Annotated in this window: 21 protein-coding genes; 6 read left to right on the top strand and 15 right to left on the bottom strand. The window is 53.4% G+C overall.

Going from position 1 to position 21,279, the window contains the following annotated elements:
• Positions 1-5: 5 nt before the first annotated feature.
• Complete coding sequence (locus tag P771_RS0101820) at positions 6-788, bottom strand: DUF1295 domain-containing protein (protein ID WP_028573788.1); 783 nt, start codon at positions 786-788, stop codon at positions 6-8.
• 310 nt (positions 789-1,098) lie between these two features.
• On the opposite strand from P771_RS0101820, the gene P771_RS0101815 reads away from it, so the two are divergent.
• The gene (locus P771_RS0101815) at positions 1,099-1,959 is read left to right on the top strand and encodes a prenyltransferase (RefSeq protein WP_161635933.1); all 861 of its coding nucleotides are present in this window, start codon (positions 1,099-1,101) and stop codon (positions 1,957-1,959) included.
• 54 nt (positions 1,960-2,013) lie between these two features.
• Here P771_RS0101815 and P771_RS16125 read toward each other — a convergent pair whose 3' ends face one another.
• Together P771_RS16125 and P771_RS0101805 are read right to left on the bottom strand one after the other, a co-directional pair.
• Positions 2,014-2,835 (bottom strand): RNA-guided endonuclease InsQ/TnpB family protein, encoded by an 822-nt coding sequence (locus P771_RS16125; protein ID WP_279614508.1) that lies wholly within the window; start codon positions 2,833-2,835, stop codon positions 2,014-2,016.
• Between the two features lie 139 nt (positions 2,836-2,974).
• Positions 2,975-3,376: a DUF2177 family protein gene (locus P771_RS0101805; RefSeq protein ID WP_208595933.1), complete on the bottom strand. Its 402-nt coding sequence runs from the start codon at positions 3,374-3,376 to the stop codon at positions 2,975-2,977.
• Positions 3,377-3,779: 403 nt separating this feature from the next.
• Here P771_RS0101805 and P771_RS0101795 point away from each other — a divergent pair, with 403 nt between their 5' ends.
• The 3 genes from P771_RS0101795 (at position 3,780) to P771_RS0101785 (ending at position 5,165) form a co-directional block, all read left to right on the top strand.
• A complete protein-coding gene (locus P771_RS0101795) occupies positions 3,780-4,259 on the top strand; it encodes a secondary thiamine-phosphate synthase enzyme YjbQ (protein WP_084301583.1) in 480 nt (159 codons plus the stop codon).
• A gap of 75 nt (positions 4,260-4,334) precedes the next feature.
• Positions 4,335-4,793 (top strand): DciA family protein, encoded by a 459-nt coding sequence (locus P771_RS16120; protein ID WP_051617041.1) that lies wholly within the window; start codon positions 4,335-4,337, stop codon positions 4,791-4,793.
• Positions 4,794-4,823: 30 nt separating this feature from the next.
• The gene (locus P771_RS0101785; RefSeq protein ID WP_028573784.1) at positions 4,824-5,165 is read left to right on the top strand and encodes a hypothetical protein; all 342 of its coding nucleotides are present in this window, start codon (positions 4,824-4,826) and stop codon (positions 5,163-5,165) included.
• Positions 5,166-5,204: 39 nt separating this feature from the next.
• On the opposite strand, the gene P771_RS0101780 is transcribed toward P771_RS0101785, so the two are convergent.
• Positions 5,205-6,440: an HDOD domain-containing protein gene (locus P771_RS0101780; protein WP_028573783.1), complete on the bottom strand. Its 1,236-nt coding sequence runs from the start codon at positions 6,438-6,440 to the stop codon at positions 5,205-5,207.
• A 200-nt stretch (positions 6,441-6,640) separates the two neighbouring features.
• Between P771_RS0101780 and tsaA the strand changes: the two genes are divergently transcribed.
• On the top strand, positions 6,641-7,666 hold the full coding sequence (tsaA, locus tag P771_RS18615) for a tRNA (N6-threonylcarbamoyladenosine(37)-N6)-methyltransferase TrmO (protein ID WP_028573782.1): 1,026 nt from the start codon (positions 6,641-6,643) through the stop codon (positions 7,664-7,666).
• Positions 7,667-7,680: 14 nt separating this feature from the next.
• Here the strand turns inward: tsaA and P771_RS0101765 are convergent, their stop codons facing one another.
• The 6 genes from P771_RS0101765 to mqnB all read right to left on the bottom strand — a co-directional run bounded on the left by P771_RS0101765 (position 7,681) and on the right by mqnB (position 16,120).
• On the bottom strand, positions 7,681-7,926 hold the full coding sequence (locus tag P771_RS0101765) for a hypothetical protein (RefSeq protein WP_028573781.1): 246 nt from the start codon (positions 7,924-7,926) through the stop codon (positions 7,681-7,683).
• Positions 7,927-8,083: 157 nt separating this feature from the next.
• On the bottom strand, positions 8,084-11,062 hold the full coding sequence (locus P771_RS0101760; protein WP_028573780.1) for a phosphoribosylformylglycinamidine synthase subunit PurS: 2,979 nt from the start codon (positions 11,060-11,062) through the stop codon (positions 8,084-8,086).
• A gap of 15 nt (positions 11,063-11,077) precedes the next feature.
• Positions 11,078-13,564, bottom strand: coding sequence for a GGDEF domain-containing response regulator (locus tag P771_RS0101755; RefSeq protein WP_028573779.1), 2,487 nt, complete (start codon positions 13,562-13,564; stop codon positions 11,078-11,080).
• A gap of 1 nt (position 13,565) precedes the next feature.
• On the bottom strand, positions 13,566-14,534 hold the full coding sequence (locus P771_RS0101750; RefSeq protein WP_028573778.1) for a polyprenyl synthetase family protein: 969 nt from the start codon (positions 14,532-14,534) through the stop codon (positions 13,566-13,568).
• A gap of 72 nt (positions 14,535-14,606) precedes the next feature.
• Positions 14,607-15,416 (bottom strand): 1,4-dihydroxy-6-naphtoate synthase, encoded by an 810-nt coding sequence (locus tag P771_RS0101745; protein ID WP_244147277.1) that lies wholly within the window; start codon positions 15,414-15,416, stop codon positions 14,607-14,609.
• Entirely contained in the window at positions 15,413-16,120 is a 708-nt protein-coding gene (gene mqnB, locus P771_RS16115) for a futalosine hydrolase (protein WP_035243782.1), read from the bottom strand. The genes P771_RS0101745 and mqnB overlap by 4 nt, the downstream gene beginning before the upstream one ends.
• Before the next feature lie 70 nt (positions 16,121-16,190).
• Between mqnB and P771_RS0101735 the strand changes: the two genes are divergently transcribed.
• The gene (locus tag P771_RS0101735; RefSeq protein ID WP_028573776.1) at positions 16,191-16,394 is read left to right on the top strand and encodes a DUF2065 domain-containing protein; all 204 of its coding nucleotides are present in this window, start codon (positions 16,191-16,193) and stop codon (positions 16,392-16,394) included.
• Here P771_RS0101735 and P771_RS0101730 read toward each other — a convergent pair.
• From P771_RS0101730 to hemL, 5 genes are all read right to left on the bottom strand, one after another.
• Complete coding sequence (locus P771_RS0101730) at positions 16,391-17,098, bottom strand: ubiquinone/menaquinone biosynthesis methyltransferase (protein WP_028573775.1); 708 nt, start codon at positions 17,096-17,098, stop codon at positions 16,391-16,393. The genes P771_RS0101735 and P771_RS0101730 overlap by 4 nt on opposite strands.
• Entirely contained in the window at positions 17,095-17,286 is a 192-nt protein-coding gene (locus P771_RS0101725) for a hypothetical protein (protein WP_028573774.1), read from the bottom strand. The genes P771_RS0101730 and P771_RS0101725 overlap by 4 nt, the downstream gene beginning before the upstream one ends.
• 196 nt (positions 17,287-17,482) lie before the next feature.
• Positions 17,483-19,045: a hypothetical protein gene (locus P771_RS0101720; protein WP_028573773.1), complete on the bottom strand. Its 1,563-nt coding sequence runs from the start codon at positions 19,043-19,045 to the stop codon at positions 17,483-17,485.
• Positions 19,046-19,269: 224 nt separating this feature from the next.
• On the bottom strand, positions 19,270-19,743 hold the full coding sequence (locus P771_RS0101710; protein WP_051617040.1) for a cytochrome c3 family protein: 474 nt from the start codon (positions 19,741-19,743) through the stop codon (positions 19,270-19,272).
• A gap of 165 nt (positions 19,744-19,908) precedes the next feature.
• Complete coding sequence (gene hemL / locus P771_RS0101705) at positions 19,909-21,183, bottom strand: glutamate-1-semialdehyde 2,1-aminomutase (protein ID WP_028573771.1); 1,275 nt, start codon at positions 21,181-21,183, stop codon at positions 19,909-19,911.
• Positions 21,184-21,279: the final 96 nt, after the last annotated feature.

Genomic DNA, 21,279 nt, shown 5'->3' with positions numbered 1-21,279 from the left:
AGATTTTATTCTCCGGTCCGGAACCAAGGAATAAAGGCACTGACTTCACGCTTATACTTTTCATACTCAGGGCGACGCTGGCTGATATCCTTTTCCAGCATGACCACTCCCGAAACCTTGAGCAGCAGAAAGGTGATCAGTAATGGACTGATTACTGCCCACCACCCGTAAGGGGTAGCCAGGGCGATGATGAATATGCCCCACCAGATAAGGCTTTCCCCAAAATAATTAGGATGCCGGGAATAAGCCCACAATCCTTTATCCATAACCTTGCCCTTACTAGCTGGACTACTTCGGAAACGCTTCATCTGGTAATCGCTGACAGCCTCAAATATGAGACCTGCGGCAAAGACAAATAAGCCCATCCAGTCAAGCCAGGTCAGCCTGGCCGGGACAGGAGACAGCTGGGCCAGCAGCGGGGCCAGAGAGATGATCCAGAGCAGGGTCCCCTGGAGAAGAAAGACCAGAAAAAGACTGATCCACCAGAAAGATCGACCGTAATGCTCCCGCATGGCCCTGTAACGCCGGTCTTCGGGCTGCCCCCAGTTGCGCATGGTAATATGTAAAAAAAGACGCAGTCCCCAGATGCTTATCAGGACCGCCACCAGGCAGCTTCTGGGAGTTTCCGGTCCCATTGACCAGGACAGCCAGGCAATCAGCACAAAGCCCAGACCCCAGAACGAATCTGCCACACAGGCCTTTTTGCGGACCAAGGCCAGAAGCCAGGCTCCCAGCATAAGGAGCAGGACAGCCCCGAGTGCGATCAGAAGGACACCAGGTAACGACATAAAGAAAATGGACTTCCTTCAAAAAGGATACTATTTTATACGATCCTAAAAATATGTAGCAACAAGCAATGGTTGTCAAGGAAACAAGCCTGTCCTGGAAAGCCTGGGCAGCAGCAAAGTTTTTTCTGCGCATCCCATGGACAAAACAGAACCTGAACACTAGCATTGAAAAATTGCCGTATCTTTTATCCTGTAAAACATGAGCCTGATGAAATCCGAGATATATTCCGGAAAAAGCCGGTTAAAAGGCCTGAGACAACCTGGTCGTCTTTTTTCTGCAAGTCCAGGGGCCTGGTTCCAGGCATCCAGAATGCCTTCCCAGCTGTATATTTTTCTGCCCCTGCTTCTGGGCCAGTCCATGGCCCATGCTCAAGGTAATTTTTCCTGGGAAATTTTCGCCCTTTGTCATTTTTATGGCTTGGCTGTTCAGCTTTTCATTGTTTTTGCCAATGATATTGCTGACGTAGAAACAGATACCCTGAACAGGACCCACAACATATTTTCCGGCGGGTCCAGGGTTCTGGTGGACAGATCCCTGTCCAGGAAAAGCCTGACCATGGCAGCCCTTATCTTCGGCCTGCTTTGCATAGCCGTTGGCTTGGTCCTTGGATGGCTCTGGAATAACTGGGGCCCTCTTCTACTGATTCTTTCCGGCCATGTTCTGGTCTGGGCTTACAGCTTCAGACCCTTTCAGCTTTCTTACAGAGGCGGTGGGGAGTTTTTGCAGATGCTGGGAGTTGGAGGGTTGCTCCCGGTTACAGGTTATCTGGCCCAGCAAGGAAACCTCAGCTGCATATCCTGGCCGCTAATAGTCCTGATGCTTTTGCTGTCCCTCACCTGTGCCATGAGCACTTCACTCCCGGACCAGCCATCAGACAGGATGAGCGGCAAAAAAAGCAGCTCAGTCATTTTCGGAAACCGCATCAATCAGAGACTGATCCTGGTCCTTAACGGTTTGGCCCTGGCCCTGATTGTGCTGGTACCGGCAGCACAGACCAGGGGACCGGAAAACCTGTATATCTTTGCGGCATGCGCTGTATTGTGGGCTTCAGGCATCCCTTTCCTGGACAGCAAGCCCGGCAGCCGTGGCCTGCTGATCTTTGTGGCCTTATGTGTCGGCTTCAGCCTGACCCCCATGGCCGGATTTTCCATGGCTTTATTGTTAAGCTAAGACAACAAGTTATTGACATCCTCCTCTCCCTGAAGGAAGAGGATTCCCTTTTAATCACGCCGTTGGCGTGACAGGAAAAAAGGTCGGTACTGTATCACTATTTCCCGGTAGTTCCTGCTTCAACGATGGCCGTCCATCTCCACAGGCGTTGATTCCCGCATGCCCTGCGGTATGAATGTTTATGGCTGCCACGTAGTCAGCATTGCCTTCAAACAGACACTTTACACACCTGAATCTGCTCTGACTCCTGCGGTTCTCCTTGTCTGTATGACCGCATACAGGGCAGGTTCTTGAAGTGTTCCTCGGATTCACTTTTTCCAGCCAGCCACCAAGCCATGAAAGCTTGTACTCAAGATGTCTGAAAAACTCACTCCAGCCCTGATCCAGAATAGACCTGTTAAGACCTGACTTGGCTTTGACATTTCTACCAGGTCTCTCAAGTGTACCCCTGGATGAAGCACTCATATTGCTGACTCTCAAATCCTCAACTACCACCAGCCCATACTTGTCGGCTATCAGTCGTGACAGCTTGTGCAGATAGTCCCTGCGAACATCAGCAATTTTCTCATGCAACTTCGTTATTCTGGCTTTGGTTTTCTTCCAGTTCTCTGAAAATTTGACTTTTCGAGCTAAGCCCCTCTGCAATCTGGCAAGTTTCTTGGACAGCCTTTTAAATGAATTAAGGGGTGTGTAGAATGAACCGTCTGACAGAGTGCAAAATCTGGCTACGCCCATATCAATACCCACACTTGGCTTTTGTGTTGGTATTGGATCTGGGATTTCCTGTTCCACCTGAACAGAAATATACCAGTGCTTACCTCTGCGACTGACGGTGACATTTTTCATGATTCCATCAATGTCTCGACCCTTGATGATAACTATCGTATTTTTCTTATTATTTCTACGACAATGGATATCCTGGGGCTCATGGCAAGGGGGCTGGTCCCTGAGCAGGGGCAGGAAGTTGTCGATTCAGCTCTGAAGACAAGTGACCTTGGAAGTCCGGTCAGCAAGGCTAGCTTATCCACTTAGCCGCTTTGAAGGTCAGACCTGCGACCGTAGCGCACAGAAAAAAACCCCAGGCCACATCAACAATCACGACCTTCAAGGGCCAGCCCTTTATCAGGGACATGCTGGTCAGTTCATAAGTGGCATAGGTAAAGAAACCGAAAAGGCCGCCCCAGACAATGGCCCTGGCCAGGGAGTCCTTTTCCAGGGCCGGGACCACCGCAAAAAAGATAATCCCGACTATGTAAATTAGATAAAAGACAACTGCTGCAGTCCAGTTTACTTCCGGGCTCAAGATAAAACCTAGATTTTTTTGGTAGAAATTTCTGGCGATTACCCCCAGCCAGACCATGTCCACCAGGAAGAAAACAGGCACTGCCATGAGGTAAAGCTTAATATAGAAAAACATTAGCTCCTCCATGAACCGTGGGTAAACGCTCAATTATTCCTGATCCTGGGCCTGAAACCGTCAACAAGATTGTCTCCGGAAACAGCAGGCCCGAGCCTCATTGCTGTCAGCCAAATCAAATGCTCAGCCGGTCCCAGGCTTCAAAATGTCAGACAGGACCCGTGCAGATATAGTTTTTTTGATTCATGTGAATATTGAACAGAAAAAACAATTTAGATCAAGCTTGTTTTTTGAAACCACCTTGATAATACATTTTCAGAAAGTCTGAAATCTGCGCAGCAGACACAGCCATCACACTCTGAATACTGCACCGGCCAGGCCTTTTCCTCAAAACCGTCCTGCCTGGAACTGACTTGGACATTTCCGGCTTCCCGGGGTATTCTGAGCCAAAAAGAGGTTTGATATGTCAGCCCTAAGACTTTTCACCGGCCAGATCCAGGTCTCCTCCAGAACCGGTGTGGACATTACTGACATCACCGGCCAGATCCAGGTCTCCTCCAGAACCGGTGTGGACATTACTGACATCACCGGCCAGCTTCAGGACCTTGTCCGGAAATCAGACATTGTCTCAGGCGTTCTGCATGCCACCTGCACAGGTTCCACCGGCTCTTTGACCTGCATTGAGTACGAACCCGGGGTCATTGCAGACCTGACCCGGGCCGTAAACGAACTGGCTTTACCGGACAGGGAATACGAACATGAAAAAGCCTGGCACGACGGCAACGGTCACAGCCATGTCCAGGCAGCCCTTCTGGGTCCGTCAGTTTCCATCCAGATCCGCAGCAGAAAATGCGTGCTCGGTACCTGGCAGCAGGTGGTGGCCATTAATCACGATGTCAAGCCCAGGACCAGGAAGATTGAAATCAGTATCCTGGGAATCTGAACAGAACAGGATTCTCATCCCTGAAACATCTTGTCAGACGTCCGGCCCTGATTTAGACTGCTGTTCATGAAGCCCGTGCACAAAGCCCTAGGCACATGGCTGGACAGGCTGGACCCGGACGGTTCCAGATATCTGTTCACCGGCATCTGCCGGAGCTGGGAAAAAATAGTCGGACCTGAAGCAGCCAGTCTGGTCAAGCCCATCGGGCGCAAGGACAGGACCTTGATCCTGGGCGCACAGGACAGTATTGTCATCCAGGAGATAACCTTTCAGTCCGACCACATTGTCCAGCTGGTCAATTCATTTTGTGGATCTGATTTTTTTGACAAGGTACGCGTGGAACTGTTAAAGGGCAGGACCCCTCTGGACCGAAAGCTCATTTCCAGACCAGAAGGTGCATTGCAGGTCAGGACCCCTCAACGCCTGGGCAGCCTCGGAGAAAAGATGGACCCGGAATCTCCTGTAGCCAGGTGCTATGCCAGGTATGTCCGGTTTTTCAAGCCGGAAGGACCTGACCAGACTGAAGAAAAATGATTCAAAATTGATTTTTTTAAGGAGGATACAATGAGTGATGAAATCAACCTTGAACTGAAAAAGCCCTTGGACAGGATGACCGCCAAGGAACTGCGTCAGCTGGCCATGGACAAGATCCCCCAGATCACCGGCGCATCCGGAATGGACAAGGAATCCCTTGTGGCTGCCATCAAGGAGGTTCTGGGAATCACTGATGAAGAAGGTTCAGCCAAAAAAGCCTACCAGGAACAGATCAGCAGCCTGAAGAAAAAGATCAAAGAACTTCAGGCCAAAAAACTTGAACTGCCCCAGGAGGAAAAATCAGCCCGGCAGGCCCTGCGCAAAAAAATTCACAGTCTCAAGAAACGGACCCGCCGCCTCAGCGCCCATTAATCTCCAGGCCCTGTCCGGATTTCTTCCGGATGGGGCCTTTTATCCGAAAAAAATTCCAACAATCTCGTTAAATTCCCTTTCCACGTCAGGCAGGATTTTTTCCAGACCTTCCGGAGTGAGCCCGGTCAGCTTAAGAGCCGAGTCATTCAGAGGAGGCAGGATCAGCGAGCCTTTGTCTGCAAAGACCAGCCCGATGGCCAGAAAGTCAGCCAGGTGGGTAATGGCTGCTTCCAGAGAAGTCAGGTCCCCTGAATCATGATGTCCACCGATCTGGTCCTGGAGAAATTCCGGCAGATTCCAGGCCCTGGCCAGCATCAGGCCGGCCATGGCATGATCAAAACCAAAAATATCCCGCTCAGCCTCCACCATGGGCAGCAGGTTGGTCTGGGAATAAATCAGGGCTTCAGTGGATGCAGCCGGCAGCTTCTTGAAAAGCACCAGCCGGCCCATGTCGTGCAGCAAGCCGCCCACAAACAGCCTTTCCCCGGACAGCCCCGGGATTTCTCCGCCCAGGTGCCGGGCCAGAATGCCCACTGCCACCGAATGAGTCCAGAAGCTCTTCATGTCAATGAGCTCTTCAGGGATGTCCTGAAAGGCGCTGATGGCTGAAATGCCCAGGGCCAGGGTGGACAGCTCATCTGCCCCCAGAAGGGCTATGGCTCTTGATACAGAGTCAACCCTGGTGCTGAGTCCGTAAAACGGACTGTTAACCAGCTTGAGCAGCTTGGCGCAAAGGCTCACATCACTGCTGATGATCCTGGCCAGGTAATCTGCATCACTTTTTGAAGAATTAATGGCTTCATTGACCTTGAAATAGATGTCCGGAAAAGAAGCCAGCTCCACTTCATGGCTGATCACGTCATCCAGGGTGAATTCGCCCATGAAAAACAGGTCCTGGAAACGGCCGTCATTGACCGGCAGGCTGACCCCCTTCCTGGGGATGTTCCATCCGGACACAGCCCGTTCCACCATGCGCCCCAGACCGGCATGATAGGTTGCCCGGACCATGGGATTCTGGTAGTCATTACAGGCGTACATTGGGGAAAGCAGGCCTTCGGCGGCTTCCTCCAGCATGGCCCTGATCCCGTGGCCATACTCCTTAGGGCCGGGCAGTCGCTCCAGATTTATTCTGGATATCCCCCATTTTTTCAGATAAGAGATATGATTTCCTGAAAGAACTGTGCCCTGGGGGAGAATAAGCCTTCCATTGGGAGTGACAATGTCTTCAGCCAGAATCCGGCCTACTGCCTGATCCTGGACATCTTCCATGGCCATGACAACACCTTGGTCATATGTTTATTTTTTTTCAACGGCAGTTAAACTGTCTGGCCCCTTAATAATAAACGAGCCTGGGAAAAGAGCATCCTGGACCCAGTCAGATTTCAGGGCGTCCAGGCCTTCAGCCTGATCATTCTGCCCCAGAAACCTGTTCGGCCCGGCCTGATGGTCTGTCTTATTGAATTATGAGGAATCAAATGAAAAAAATCAACCAGTTCCACCTTAAAACCATTGGATATGCAGACTCGTCCTTTAAAAACATCCAGGAATGCCCATTTCAGGGCGATGAACAGTGTCCGCCGGTCCGGATCCGGATTCTGCCCGACTATTCCCAGGGTCTTGAAAAGCTGACCCCGGGCATGGACCTTATTATCCTGACCTGGCTGGACCGGGCTGACCGGGAAACCCTGAAATGCAGGCCCAGAAATGATCCTCAACTGCCTGTACACGGCGTCTTTGCCACCCGCAGCCCCAACAGACCCAATCCCATTGGTCTGCACCAGGTCCGGCTTTTGGAGATGGAAGACAAAAATCTCCTGGTCCATCCCCTGGAAGTAGTGGACCAGACCCCGGTGCTGGACATCAAACCAGTTCTGAGATCAAAAGATCACTTTCACCCGGTGAAGAAATACTTTTCAGATCAGGAAATAAAATCTCTGCTCAATGCCTCGGCCAGGGCCTGCTCCAAGGGTCTTCTCAATGGACTCAACGGAAACCTCAGCCTGAAAAAGCAGGATATGGTCCTGATCACCAGTTCCGGCAGCGCCAAAGGGTTTCTGTCCATTGACCATCTGTGCATCCTGGACCTGTCCACTGGACAGCAGGTTGCAGGCAATGGCCAGCCCTCTTCCGAGGCCCTGATGCATCTGGAAATTTACAGGCAGCAGCCCCAGGCCCGGGCCATAGCCCACACCCATCCCCCGGACCTGCTTTGTCTCGACGGACTTTTTGGACATATCCCCCTGGAAAATGCTCAACTGTTTGAGGCAGAGGCGATCAGAAAGCAGCTCTCATATATTCCTGGGCTTGTCCCGGGAAGCAGGGAGCTGGCTGAGGCAGCAGGACTGAAAGCAAAAAGCCACTCATGCATCCTGATGCACGCCCACGGTCTGACCTGCTGGGGTCCGACTCTGGAACAGGCAGTGGCTCTGTGCGATGAAATAGAAGCCCTGGCCCGGATCGAACTGAACAGCATGCTCCTCAAAAATATCCGTCCGGGCTGAAATAAACGGCATTATCAGGCGCCAAGCATGGCCTTCTGATATTCATAAATAAAGGTGGCGTAGCTCTCATAATTATCAAAGCTGATTTCCTGACTTCCGAAGTCACCGCTCAGGGTCATCCTGAATACCTTTCCGCCACCTGAAGATTCAATGCGCTCGGTTTTTTCCCTTATCTGGGTCAAGGGAATTTTTTTGCTGAAAAACAGCCACTGGGGAATGGAAATGCTCTTGCTCTGCGCGTCGATCTTGACCTGACCCATCTGTGTACCTCCGGTTTCTTGGTGGATGCAGAATGCCCTCCTGCCCGCTTTTTAAAGATTGGCTAACACAGTACCAGATAAAATAACAAGCATATTTTTCAGATTACCGGGCAGAACAAGATTCTGCCCGGCCGGAAGGCCCGCATCCAAAGGGTCTCTACCAGTCAAGGGTCTTTTTCCAGGCCTGGACCAGGTCGGTGACCGGGGCTTTGAACAGGGTCCGGCCGTCCTCGGCCATCACCAGTTCAGGCAGGGCAGTGGTCCTGCCTATCCAGGCCATATGCTCCCCTTGAAAAAGGGCTTCAAAGGCTTGCCGGCATTCCGGTCTCAGCGTAACCAGGAGCCGGCTGGCTGACTCACTGAAAAGGATCTCTGTCCAGGCCATGCCCGGGACCGCCGGCACCCTGGACAGGTCAACCTCTGCCCCGATCCGGCCTCCAATGGCCATTTCAGCCAGGGCAACCCCCAGGCCGCCGTCGGAAAGGTCGTGGCAGGCTGTGACCAGGCCTTTTTCCATGGCCAGATTCAGGGCAAGATATCTTTTCCGGGCTGAAACAGCGTCCACCTGGGGCACCTCTCCGGCCTTGATCCCCAGTTCTGAATAATACTCGCTTCCGCCCAGCTCCCTGCCGGTCAGGCCCAGGATAAAGATGTCCTCTTCCGGGAACTTGAAATCCGATGTCACGCACCTGTTGACATCTTCAATGACACTGATCACAGAATACAGGACCGTGGGCGGGATGGAGATCTTGATCTCTCCAAAAACGTAGTCATTTTTCATGGAGTCCTTCCCGGAAATACAGGGCACCCCGTAGGCCCGGCAGAAGTGGGCCAGGGCCTGGTTGGCCCGGACCAGCTGGGCCAGCTTGTATCTTCCATCAGGATTTCTGGGTGAATGGACCGGGTCGCACCAGCAGAAATTGTCCACCCCGGCCATGTGTCTGATATCTCCGCCAGCAGCCACGTTATTCCGGACAGCCTCATCAATGGCATTGGCCATCATCCAGTAGGCGTCAAAGTCGCTGAACCTGGGACATATCCCGTTGGATATGACCAGACCCCTGTCCTTGCCAAGGTCCGGACGGACAACAGCCGCATCTCCGGGTCCGTCGCTGGCCACACCCACCAGGGGCTTGACAGCGCTTCCGCCCTGGACCTCATGGTCATACTGCCTGATAATATATTCCCGGGAACAGATATTGAGCCTGGACAGCATTGTCTTGAGCAGCTCAGCTCCATCCCGCTCTCCTGACTCCACCGGAGGATCTGGAAACTCGGGCCGGGTCCAGACGGCTTCCAGTTCCATTCTGGAAAGCCCGTTATGCAGAAAGTCCATTTCCAGGCAGCCCACTGGTTTTTTACCGTAAAAAACCCGGAACATTTTATCTGAAGTAAACCGGCCCAGCACTGTGGCCTCCACATCCATCTCCCTGGCCAGGCTTAAAAACCGGTCTCTGTTTTCCGGCGGAACAGCAAGGGTCATCCGCTCCTGGGCCTCGGACAGGAGTATTTCCCAGGGATTGAGGCCGTCATACTTGAGAGGAGCCAGGCTCAGGTCCAGGTCGCACCCGCCGCTGTCTTCAGCCATTTCTCCCACTGATGAGGACAGTCCGCCGGCCCCGTTGTCGGTTATGGCATTGTACAGACCCAGATTCCTGGCCCGGATGATGAAGTCGTACATCTTGCGCTGGGTGATGGGGTCTCCGATCTGAACTGCAGTGGCTGGTGATCCCTCGTGCAGTTCCTCAGAGGAAAAAGTGGCCCCGTGAATCCCGTCCTTGCCGATGCGCCCTCCAGTCATGACGATGAGGTCACCGGGCAGAGCCTTTTTTTCATGGCCGGGTCTGCCGTGAATGCTGGCCGGGATGGTGCCTACGGTTCCGCAGAATACCAGGGGCTTGCCCAGATATCTGTCCTCAAAGACCACAGCTCCGTTGACCGTGGGGATTCCGGATTTATTTCCTCCGTGCTCAACCCCTTCCCGGACCCCTTCCATGACCCGCCTGGGATGCAGGAGCCTGGGAGGAAGGGGGTCATCATGAAACGGTGATGCAAAGCAGAACACATCTGTGTTGCAAAGCAGGTCCGCGCCCATGCCGGTTCCCATGGGATCCCGGTTGACCCCGACAATGCCGGTCAGGGCCCCTCCATAAGGATCAAGGGCCGAAGGGCTGTTATGGGTTTCGACCTTGATGCAGACATCCAGGTCCTGATCAAAGCTGATGACTCCGGCATTGTCCTTGAACACTGACCGGCAGAAGTCGCCATCCCCCCTGGCCCGGCGGATGTCCGCAGTACTCCCGGCAATATACGTGTTGAAAAGGCTTTCAATGACCGTGTCCCGCCCGGTATCAGTATTGCTGTACTTTATCCGGGCATTGAATATCTTATGTTTGCAGTGTTCTGACCAGGTCTGGGCCAGGCACTCCAGCTCAACATCGGTGGGCTGGTCCGGCAGGCCCAGGTCTGCCCGCTGCCTTTTGATCCGGGGATCACGGTAATAGTCCCTGATGGTCTGCATCTCCTCCAGGCTCAGGGCCAGTACCTTTTCCCGGCTCAGGTTCATGAGTTCCTCATCCTTCAATCCTTCCAGGACAATGGTTTCCACCAGGTCGCTGGCCTGGCCGGTCACCCTGGGTTCAACCAGTTTGAATCCCGGTTCTTCTGCCCATTCCTGACTGTTCTTGATTTCAAAGCGCTCGATGAGTTCATTGGCCAGCAGATCCCTGGCAATATGCGTAACCTGGTCCCTGCTCAAGCGGCCTTTGATGAGAAACTGCCTGCTGGTATACACCCGGATCTTATTATCGCTGGACCCCAGGACCATCCTCAGGGTCTGGGTCGCGGTCCGGCCCTGGTTGTCGGTGACTCCGGGTCTGAACCCGACCTCGATGATCCAGTCGAAATCCGCGGCCTGCGGTGTATAGGAGGGACGGTGCAGCACAGGGTCGAACAGGACCTCTTTTTCCAGCACTTCCTGCTGCTGCATCCCGGTTATTCCGGAAATAGTATAACAGGCTATGGTCCTGACCGAGTCAACAGGAATGTTCAGTTGATTTCTAATCTTGTCTGCAGTCCTTTTGCCCTGGACATCCTCAACCCTGGGAAGCAGATCAAGTTCTAGTTTAACCAGCATGATTATGTTTTGCTCCTAACTGTTTTCAGCCCAGACAAAGGCGTTGCCGCTGATTGCCTTGGCCTTGAACAGGGCCTTGTCAGCCCTGTCCAGAAACTGTTCCTTGGTTTCACCTTCATTCAAAATGGCCATTCCGATACTCAGGGTCAGATCAAAGTCATGTCCTGTGCTGTAGGACTCTACCAGTCGATTTACCAGGTCCTCAAGACCGGTCCGGTCGGCATCAGTAACCAGGAGCACGAACTCGTCCCCGCCAAACCGGCAGGGGTAGTCCATCCCTTTTCTGGAGTTATTGATCAGTGTCTTTCCAAAATTTTTCAGGGCAGCGTCACCTTCCTGGTGACCGTACCTGTCGTTGAATTCCTTGAACCTGTCCAGATCGAAAAAAATTATGCCCAGTCCGCTGCCCTTTCTCCTGGACCTCAGGATCTCCCTGTCCAGGAATATGGAGAACTGATGCCTGTTGAACACGGCTGTAAGGTGATCAAAGGTTGCCTGCTTCTTGATTTTTTCCTCCAGGCGCCTGATCATGGTCAGATCCCTGCCTACCACCAGGTACTGAGGCCTGGAATGCCCGCTCAGTCTGGAGATTATCAGCTCCAGGGACTTGACTGAATCTTCGGTAAAAAAACTGACTTCAACCGGACCGGTCTTTTCAGTCAAAATCCCCGGACCCCAGGTTCCGGCCAGGACCGAAGAAGGATTGCTCAGCCTGAAGAAATTCTTGCCAACCAGCTGCCGGCTGCAGCCCGGCGACGTAAAAAGGATTGTGCCCTGCTCATCTATGGTAAAGACAAGGTCCTGCATGGAGTTGATAATCCCGCGCAGATATTCTCCCTGCCTGACTATGTCCTGCTCCAGGGTCGATATCTCAGCAACATCCTCCAGGATGATCAGGATCTGGAGGTCTCCCTCCATGGTCACCCGGTGAGCGGTCATATGCCAGCAGGGGGAGTCAGGGTTGATGGCTGACGGCTCCAGGGGGCAGAAAATCTTGCTGAACCGCTGGGTCCTGCCGCTGACAAAATGTTTCCATGAATCATCCTCATCCTGCTGGACAATGCCCCGGGCCAGTTCCCAGAAATCCCGGCCAGTGGGATCCTGGTTCAGGCTGAATATCTCTCTGAAGCGCCTGTTGACCTGGAGCACCCTGGCCCGGCTTGAGAGCCTGGCCACTCCCACAGGCATGAAATCCATAAGCCTGGCCTTGGAAGTTGTCTTCAGAGTCCGGTAAAAGTATGTCTCAAAATTTCTGGTTAAAAAGCCGGCATAAAGGTCCAGTTCGGACAGAGTTTCCTCGTCCACCACCTTCTTGATCCGGAGGTATCCATAGGTTCCCAGAAAAAACTGGATCCCGGCCCCGGTATGCTCCTGGGCCATGCTTTCCTTCTGGGACATGATCCCCTGGTCCCTGGTCCAGGAAAAAAGAATTGATTCATGGGTAATTGGGGAAAGCAGACAGACTTCAAAGGCATCAATCCCCCACAGCCAGTACAGGTGCTTGACCAGGGTCCTGACCACATCCTGCAGCCCGCCCTGGACATCCTGGACCTCCTGGACAGTGAAATAAAGATCCTGGATCCTGTGGACCGGAAAGTCACAAAAAACAACATCTTCCTTTTCCGGGGTCAGGGACAGGTTCTGACACATGGCCCTGAATCCGGATGATATCCTGGACCTCATCTGTTCAAATTCGTTCTCATCAAGACCGAAAAGGCCTTTGACCATTCCCCTGACCTGAAACAGCCTGGACATGTCCTGCCCGCCCATCTCCACTTCAGCCCAGTAGGTCCCCAGGATCAGGGTCTGGACAGCCGGTTCATGATCCTGGATATTTTCCAGGTCATGATGGTCAGCCAGCATCATGCACCCACCCTCTGGAAACCCCCAGTACTCCAGAAGGTCCATGGTCAGGCGGGCGTGAGTAATACCCCAGGCCTTGTGCTCCTCCTCCAGCTGATTCTCCCTGAGGCAAAGAATCCCCTGCTCACCTTCCAGACAGAGGGAGGCATGCTTTTTTAGTTTTGGATCTTCTGAACAGCACAGAAGGAGCAGAGACAGGTCCTTGACCAGAGCGCAGATATATACGTTGTCCGCCTCTGTGGGAGCCGCCTTTCTGGCCAGCATATCCGAAGCAAGGGCGCCCCAGAGCATCACTGCCCAGTTCTGAAACTCGACATGCCTGCACCTGCCCAGCTTCAGGGACAGGCTCTTTTTCAGGGTAACGGAAATGGCCAGCTTGAGTATCTCCTTGCTGCCCAGGACCACCATGGCCCTTTTGAGATCACTGACCTTCTGGGTCAAACCGTAATAGGAAGAATTGGCCAGAGATAGAATCGTGACTGTCAGCCCTGGATCCAGGGCCACGATCCTGGCCAGCTCCTCCAGATCCGGAGCCGGCTTGGCCGCCTCCCGGACAAGCATGGGCATAACTGGAGGAAAAACCAGATTCAAGCATTCCCTTAAAGGCTTGGTTATCTCCCTGTTTGTCCGGGTCTTCATCTTAAAACCTTCTGGTTCTGACCAGCTCCAGCATTTCCTCCAGCAGTTCCTTCTGGGGAGAAGCCGGAAATACATCCAGGCACAGCCCGGCACTCTTCAGATACTCATCCGCTCTGGCTCTGACCCGGCGATCCAGCCCGGCCTGCTGAATGCTTTTGATTATATTCTGGATCTCATCCTGATCCAGGGAATCAGCTGAAATTCTTTCCAGGAGCTCATTGCGTTCTGTTCCGGGCAGACTTTTCAGGTGCAGGATCAAGGGCAGGGTAATTTTGCCTTCCTTTAAATCTCCGCCCAGGGGCTTGCCCAGAAGTTCAGCATCTGCAGCATAGTCCAGGGCATCGTCCACAAGCTGAAAAGCGATCCCCAGGTTCAGACCGAAAGATGAGGCCTTGTCCAGAATATCCGGTGCCACTCCAGCGGCCATGGCTCCGCAGGAACAGGCCGCCTGAATCAGGTATGCGGTCTTGCCGGTGACAATTTCCAGATAGGCCTGCTCATCCATCTCAGGATTCCGCAGATTGTCGATCTCCAGGATCTCCCCGGTCACGGTCCTTTGAATGGCTTCGGCCACACAGAAGTTCATGGCCGGAACATCATACCGGGCCACGATCATATTGGCCAGGGCCAGAAAGGCATCCCCGGCCAGTATGGCCCGCTTCAGACCAAAGACAAGGTGGACTGACTCCCTGCCCCTTCTTACATTGGCGTTATCCAGAATATCGTCATGGATCAGGGTGGCCGAATGCAGCAGTTCCAGGGAGCAGGCCAGGGGATGAATATCCTTTTTTGAACCGCCAAAACAGGCTGCCGTGAGAATGGTCAGCATGGGGCGCAGCCTCTTGCCCCCGGCCATGAGCACGTGCTCACCGACTTCCCGGACCAGGGGGTTCAGGCCCTTTATTTCCTGATACAGCACCTTGTTCACAACCGGAAGTTCTCCGGCAAAAAAATCTTTCAGCTTTTTCATCTCATGCTTCTCAGTGTTACAGTCCGGACAAAACACACCGGCTCCAGCCCAGCAGGCGGACCCGTTCATAACTTATCCAATCCCGGCAACCTGCCTCAGGCGGGCAAGGGCCAGCCCGCCCTCCTGCCCCGTATCCAGGCTGAACCTGTTGACATAGGCCCGGATATGCTGCTCTATGACCAGAGGGTCCAGCTCCCTGGCCAGCTGCCTGATAAGAGGATCAACCACTGTCCTTTTTTCTCCGGCCGCAGATATGCTCCGCCTGATGATTTCCTCGGCCTCTGTCTTCATTTCCCGGCCAAGATCCTTCCGGATCACTATCATTCCCAGGGGAAGGGGCAGGCCGGACGTTTTTTCCCGCCACCAGTCTCCCAGGTCCAGGAGCACTTCAAATCCCAGGGCCTTGTGGACCAGGGCGGTCTCATGGATGAGCAGCCCGGCATCAACCTCCTGTCTGCTTACAGCCCCGGGAATCCGGTCAAAAGGCATGGGCACAGTCTGAAAGTCATGGTCCACAGCTGCCCTGAGCAGGGCATAAGCTGTTGTCTGCAGGCCGGGAACAGCCACTCTGGCCGGCTTGCTGCCGGCTCCCCTCAAAACAACCAGCTTGGGACCATGTTCAAGGCCAAAGGCACCTCCAGCCCTGAGCAGAGCATAGCGGTGCTCAAGGCCAAGGGCCGTAACAGCAGAAACTTTTATCAGGTCGGCCTGGTCCTGGCCGGCCATTTCATTCAGGGTCTGGACATCCTCCCAGCCAAATCTGGTCCTGACTCCAGGGATGTCCCCCACCAGACCCAGAATCCAGGCCCCGAATATAAAGGTATCATTGGGGCAGGGTGATATGGCTGCCCTCAAGGTCATCAGCCCTTCCCGGCTGCTCATGAGTCACTCCCGGACCAGAGCATCGGCCAGATCGTGTTCAGGGACGAAAAAGCAGCTCTGAAATCCCAGTCAGACTTATCCCTGGAGCCGGCCAGGTTGGATATGGTCCTGATCTCGGCAAAGGGAATGGACCTCAGGTGGCAGCAGTAGGCCAGGGCAAACCCCTCCATGTTTTCAATATCAGCCTGAAACCGGGACTTGAGGGCCTGGGGCCGTTCGGGACTGGAACTCACTCCAGCCACTGTTATGCTGATCCCCCGGCATGGACAGGGAACAGCAGGCAGGCCCGCTTTTTCCCGGAAGTGGTCCGGATCCAGTTCAATCCGGTTCCAGACCGCGTCTGAACCGCTTCCGGACAGTGGAAAGCCCAGCTGCCTGGGGTCTGCAAAAAAAGGGTCAGTCAACACTCCGTATTCCGGCCAGATCTCCATTCCCGCCTCCACCACCGAACCCAGAGGCAGCTGATCAAGGTCATAGCTTCCGGCAATGCCAACATTCAAAACCGCCTGGACTCTGCTGTCTGATGCCAGGAAACGTTCCAGGTGAATCGCCGCATTAAGAGGACCCACCCCGCAGATCAGAAAGCCCAGCTGCCTGTTTTTAAAGGAGCAGACTGGATGATCCTGATCCAGGACATCCAGGGCCAGATGCCCTTTTAAAAAAAAATCCATCTCCTTCCGGGTGGCAGCAGCAAATAAAATCATCCGTCTTCAGAAACCTTGCCGGATTTCCATGTTCTGGACTTTGAACGGCAAACCCGCTAAAGTTTTAATTATGCAGTTTGACCTGGCCTTTTTCCTGTGCGCCCTTGGGCTGGCTTTCATCCTGGAGGGCATCCCCTATTTTGTCTGGGCCGAAAAAATGCCCAGGTTCCTGGAACTCCTTTCCAAACAGCCCCCTTCCAATCTGAGACGGATGGGATTTACAGCCATCATCCTGGGAGTACTGGTCATCTTTCTGGGCCGAAGCCTGATCTAGTCTCTGCCTTTTTCTCCCACATGAATATATACGATCCCGGAACTCAACGGATAATAAAAAACCCTGGAAAATCCTGCCTGTTTCATTTCCAGGGCCAGCCGGGATGAGTCAGGAAAATGTCTTATGGTATCAGCCAGGTATGAATAAGCTCCTTTGTCCCTGGAAATGGCCCTGCCAATAAAGGGAAGGACCCTGTTCAGGTAGAAATTGTAAAGACCCTGCCAGATTTTTTTTCTGCCGGTGCCGAACTCCAGAATGCAGAGTCTGCCCCCGGGCTTGAGAACCCGGAGTATCTCCTGGTACGCCTCTGGCCTGGGAACAATATTCCGGATGCCAAAAGCTATGGTCACAGTGTCAATGCTCCGGTCAGGTACAGGCAGAGCCCTGCCGTCGGCCTGGACCGGAATTACATCCCCGGCTCTGAAGGCCACTTTTTTCTGCCCCCTGGTCAGCATGGGCAGGGTGAAGTCAGCCGCCAGGACCTGAACTCCAGGGTACTTGCTGAGAATCTTGCTGGTCACGTCCATGGTCCCGGCAGCCAGATCCAGGACCAGGCCGTTTTCAGGTGCCCGCACATGCCTGACTAGCCTGTTCCTCCAGTAAACATCCAGACCAAAGCTCAAAAAGTGATTCAGAAAATCATACCAGCCGGCAATGCTTGCAAAATACCCGGCAACCATTCTGCCGTGCCCGGTCCGGTTCATTCGGATTTCTCTTCACTTTCAAGGGAGCCGGATTCAGACTCCTGTCCACTGACTATGGTCCTCAGGACCTCGTGATATATCTGGGAGAAAAACTCGTGGCAATTGTTGGGGGAAATCCGGCCCACCTCAATGAACTTGACCACGATCTCCTTGGTCACCTGCAGGGCCTGTTTCTGGGCTTGATCCATCTGCTCTCCTCATATTTTGAAAAAACCGCCCGGTTGGGGAAACGGCTTGACCTGACAAGACATTTCCGGGCGGTAAAACAAAAGAAACCTTGCAGCCCCTCCTGTTTGACCTGAGGTTTAGCATTAAGTTTCATCCGAGTCGAGTATTGTTTGGGGACGGGGCAACCAACCTGGGTCGCCCCGCATGTGAGTGGTCTTATTCTGACTGATCCCTGAGAATGGCTGCGATTTCTTCCCGGATAACCCGGGCAGCTGCCGCCGGGACCTTTTTCTCAATATACTCCTCAAGTTCCACCTTGAGCTGAGATGCCAGGTTGCGCAGGTCAGTCCTGGTGACAGCCAGCTCACTCATGGAATCAATCCGTTCCAGGAGTTCCGGGTCCAGTTCAGTGCTTTTATCTCTCAATTCGCCAATGTCCTGACTCAGGACCGTCAACTTCTCCTGCATCTTCCCCCAGAACTTGAGGGCATTTTCCAGTTCTGCAGCCAGGGCCTTTTTTTCAGCCTGCCATGACTCCACCAGTTCACTGATCTTTTGATCCACCAGGTCTGACAGTTCCTGACCCGGGTCCGGGGAATCAGGACCTGAGTCCTGGCCGGACAGTTTTTCCTCGAGAAGAATTTCAACATCCTTCATAATCCCCTGCTGGAGTTCTGAGGGATCCGGAACATTCAGGGAATCCAGCCTTTTTTCCAGAGCCTCGATCTTCCGGATGAACTCAGACTCATCAGACATGGTCAGAGTCTCCAGCTGCCCGGCAACCTGGTCCTGAATCCTTTTTTCAGTGTCCTCAGATATTTTCTGGGACAGATCCCTGGCAAAAGATGTTTCAAGGCCTTTCTGCTCCATGATTTCAATGACCCCGGCCCTGAACTCATCTTCCATTCCCTTGAGCAGCTCGATATTTCCCAGCTTCTCCTCAATCAGTTCGCCAAGTCCGGCCTTGACCTGGCCCGAGATCCGGGCTGACAGCTCTTCAATAAATCCCAGGTCCAGGCCCTTTTCCTCCACAGCCTGGACAGCCCTGGTTTCAAGCCGTTCCTGTTCCTGGCTGAATTTTTCTTCCAGAACTTCCAGTCGATCCGCCAGGGTCTCCAGCTGATCAGCCAGAGTTTCTATCCCGCTGACCGGCTTTTCCGGCTCAGGATCAGCAGCTGGGGGCAAGTCCTCTTTAGAAGAAGGAGAGACTTCTTTATCTTCACTGGTGTCAGGCTCTTTTTCAGGCTCAGCCTGGCCCTCAACTCTCAGGTCCGGGTCCGGCTCAGGGACCTGGGGCTGTTCTTCCAGGTCCGGGTCCGGCTCAGGGACCTGGGGCTGTTCTTCCAGGTCAGGACCCGGGTCGCCCTTTTCCCCTTCCAGGTCTGCAACCAGATCTTCCAGTTCAGCTGATTCATCTGTTATCCCGGCTGATTCAGGCTGATCCTGAGGATCTTCATCACCCAGAAAATCCTTTAAAAAATCATCTTCAGCCTGATCCTGCTCCCGGGCTGAATCATCCGGGCCTGAGTCTTTTTCCCCGGCCGGTTCACCTTCCTTATCCTGAAAAAGGTCTTCAAATTCGTCCTGTCCATCCTGGGAATCTTTTTCCGAGCTGAGGCTCTCAAACAGATCGTTCAGATCCTCGTCAAAATCCCGTTCACCAGAGGAATCGTCCTGCTGGTCCTTGTCCTGTTCAGGAACCTTCCCCTCTTCTACCACATCGGTCAGGTCGATTATTTCCTCATCAGTGAGATCGTTTTTTTCTCTGTCTGAAGCCATAAGCACCACCTTGTTTCGCTGATGTTACTGAGCAACGCGGTTCAGACGATACTAAAAAAACATCTGCATTGTAAAGTAACTGCACCTGGAAGGACCGGCATAATACCGGAAAAATAAAAGTGGGGGAGCTGCACCGGCAGATGGGCAACCCTTGAAAATGAATGAAAAACAGGCAGGCCAAAAAAAAGGGGAAGCAAAGCTTCCCCTGGGAGTTAACTCAGTGCTTAGTCTTCTTTAGGATGGCAGTCCACACAGGCTGTGGGACCGGTGGGTTCTCCGGCCTGAGCCAGGTCACGGTGACATCCGGACATGCACATATCATGATAGGCTTTGTAGAAATAGCGAATATCGCGTCTGTCCCTGGGAGACTCGGCAACAGCCATGTCATGACAGCCGGCACTCATACAGCCGATAATCTTGTCATCTTCAGTCTTTGGTTCTCCGAACTCATCGTGATGGCAGTCACCACAAGCGAAATCAGCGTGGACGCTGTGGGAGAATGGAGACGGGGCTTCCCTCATTTCACCGTATTCCACAGGTGCATACAAAAGCCAGTTGTCTGCATATTCACCATGCTTATAAGACATGTCCTGGTCCAGCTGCTTGTGCTGTGTGGTCAGACCGGCGTAAAGCTTGGGCAGGACCAGAAAGCCCAGAACAAAAACAAAAATCACTCCAACAATCACGGACTTCTTCATGGTTTTTCACCTCCTTAAAAAAACGCTTGTAAAAAAATGAACAATCTAACTAAGTCCTCTCTAGGTCAGAACATTCGACCCTGTCAAGTGGGCGCAATGTTTTTCACCGGCTGCTTTGAGCTTTGGCAGGGTGCTCATCCGGCATTAGAAACAGTTCTAACCGGTCTACCGGCTGAAAGAAACTCTGCGGGCCGCCTCCAGGGTCTTTTCCCACTCCAGGGCGCTGTGGGCAAAAGAGTTAAACGCACATTCAAAACCTGACGGAGCAAGATAGATACCCTGATCACGCATGCCGTTGTAAAAGGCCCTGAACAGATCCTGATCCGCCTTTTTGGCCGAGGCAAAGTCAGTCACCGGGGCGTCTGAAAAAAACAGCGTAAATATGGAGCCAATGGTATTAAGTTGAACTGGGACCCCTTTTTGTGCAAGGATATCCCTCAGGCTGACTGCCAGTTCTCCGGTCCTGGCTTCCAGCTGATCATAATCCATTTCCTGGAGGGTCTTCAGGGTATGGTACCCTGCAGTCATGGCCAGGGGATTGCCCGAAAGGGTCCCGGCCTGGTAGACCTCTCCGCAGGGGGCTATTTTTTCCATAATCTCTCTTCTGCCGCCGTAGGCCCCTACAGGCAGACCGCCTCCGATGATCTTGCCCAGGCAGGTCAGGTCCGGAATAACCTTGAAACGGCCCTGGGCTCCGGAAAAGGACACCCTGAAGCCGGTTATGACTTCATCAAAGACCAAAAGGGAGCCGTATTCATCAGCCAGCTTCCTCAGACCCTGCAGGAATCCGTCCCTGGGAAGGACCAGGCCCATATTCCCGGCCACGGGTTCCACAAATATTGCTGCAATTTCCTGGCCATGTTCTGCAAAAAGGGCCTGGACCTGTTCCAAATCATTGTAATCGGCCAGCAGGGTATGGGCAACGACCTCCTCTGGAACACCGGGAGTCCCGGGAATGCACAGGGTGGCCGCTCCAGAGCCGGCACTGGCCAGAAATGAATCCACATGCCCGTGATAGCAGCCGGTAAACTTGAGCACCTTTGGCCTGCCGGTGTATCCCCGGGCCAGACGCAGGGCGCTCATGGTGGCTTCTGTGCCGGAGTTTACCATGCGGACCATATCCACTCCGGGCAGGGCCTCAACAATAAGTCCGGCCAGATCAATTTCCGGCCTGCATGGTGCTCCGTAGCTGGTTCCCCTGTCCACGGCCTCATGCAGAGCCCTGTTTACGGCTTCATGGTTGTGCCCCAGAATCATTGGTCCCCAGGACATGACATAGTCAACCATCTTCTGTCCGTCCTCGGTGTAAATATACGGACCCTGGGCCCTGGATATAAAAAGGGGATCAGCCCCCACTCCGGCACAGGTCCTTACAGGACTGTTCACCCCGCCCGGTATCACCTTTACGGCCTGCTCAAAAAGTTCTCTGGAAATGCTCATACCTTCCTCATGGTCTGCTTGATAAATTAAGGCCGGAACAATGAACATCAGACGTCTTGATCCTGAAACGCCCAGCCTGCCTGGGGCCGGGTGCAT

The sequence above is a fragment of the Desulfonatronovibrio hydrogenovorans DSM 9292 genome (assembly GCF_000686525.1).
Lineage (GTDB): Bacteria > Desulfobacterota > Desulfovibrionia > Desulfovibrionales > Desulfonatronovibrionaceae > Desulfonatronovibrio > Desulfonatronovibrio hydrogenovorans.
The sequence above is the reverse complement of the archived record's forward strand: the minus strand, read 5'-3'. Positions and strand labels throughout refer to the sequence as shown.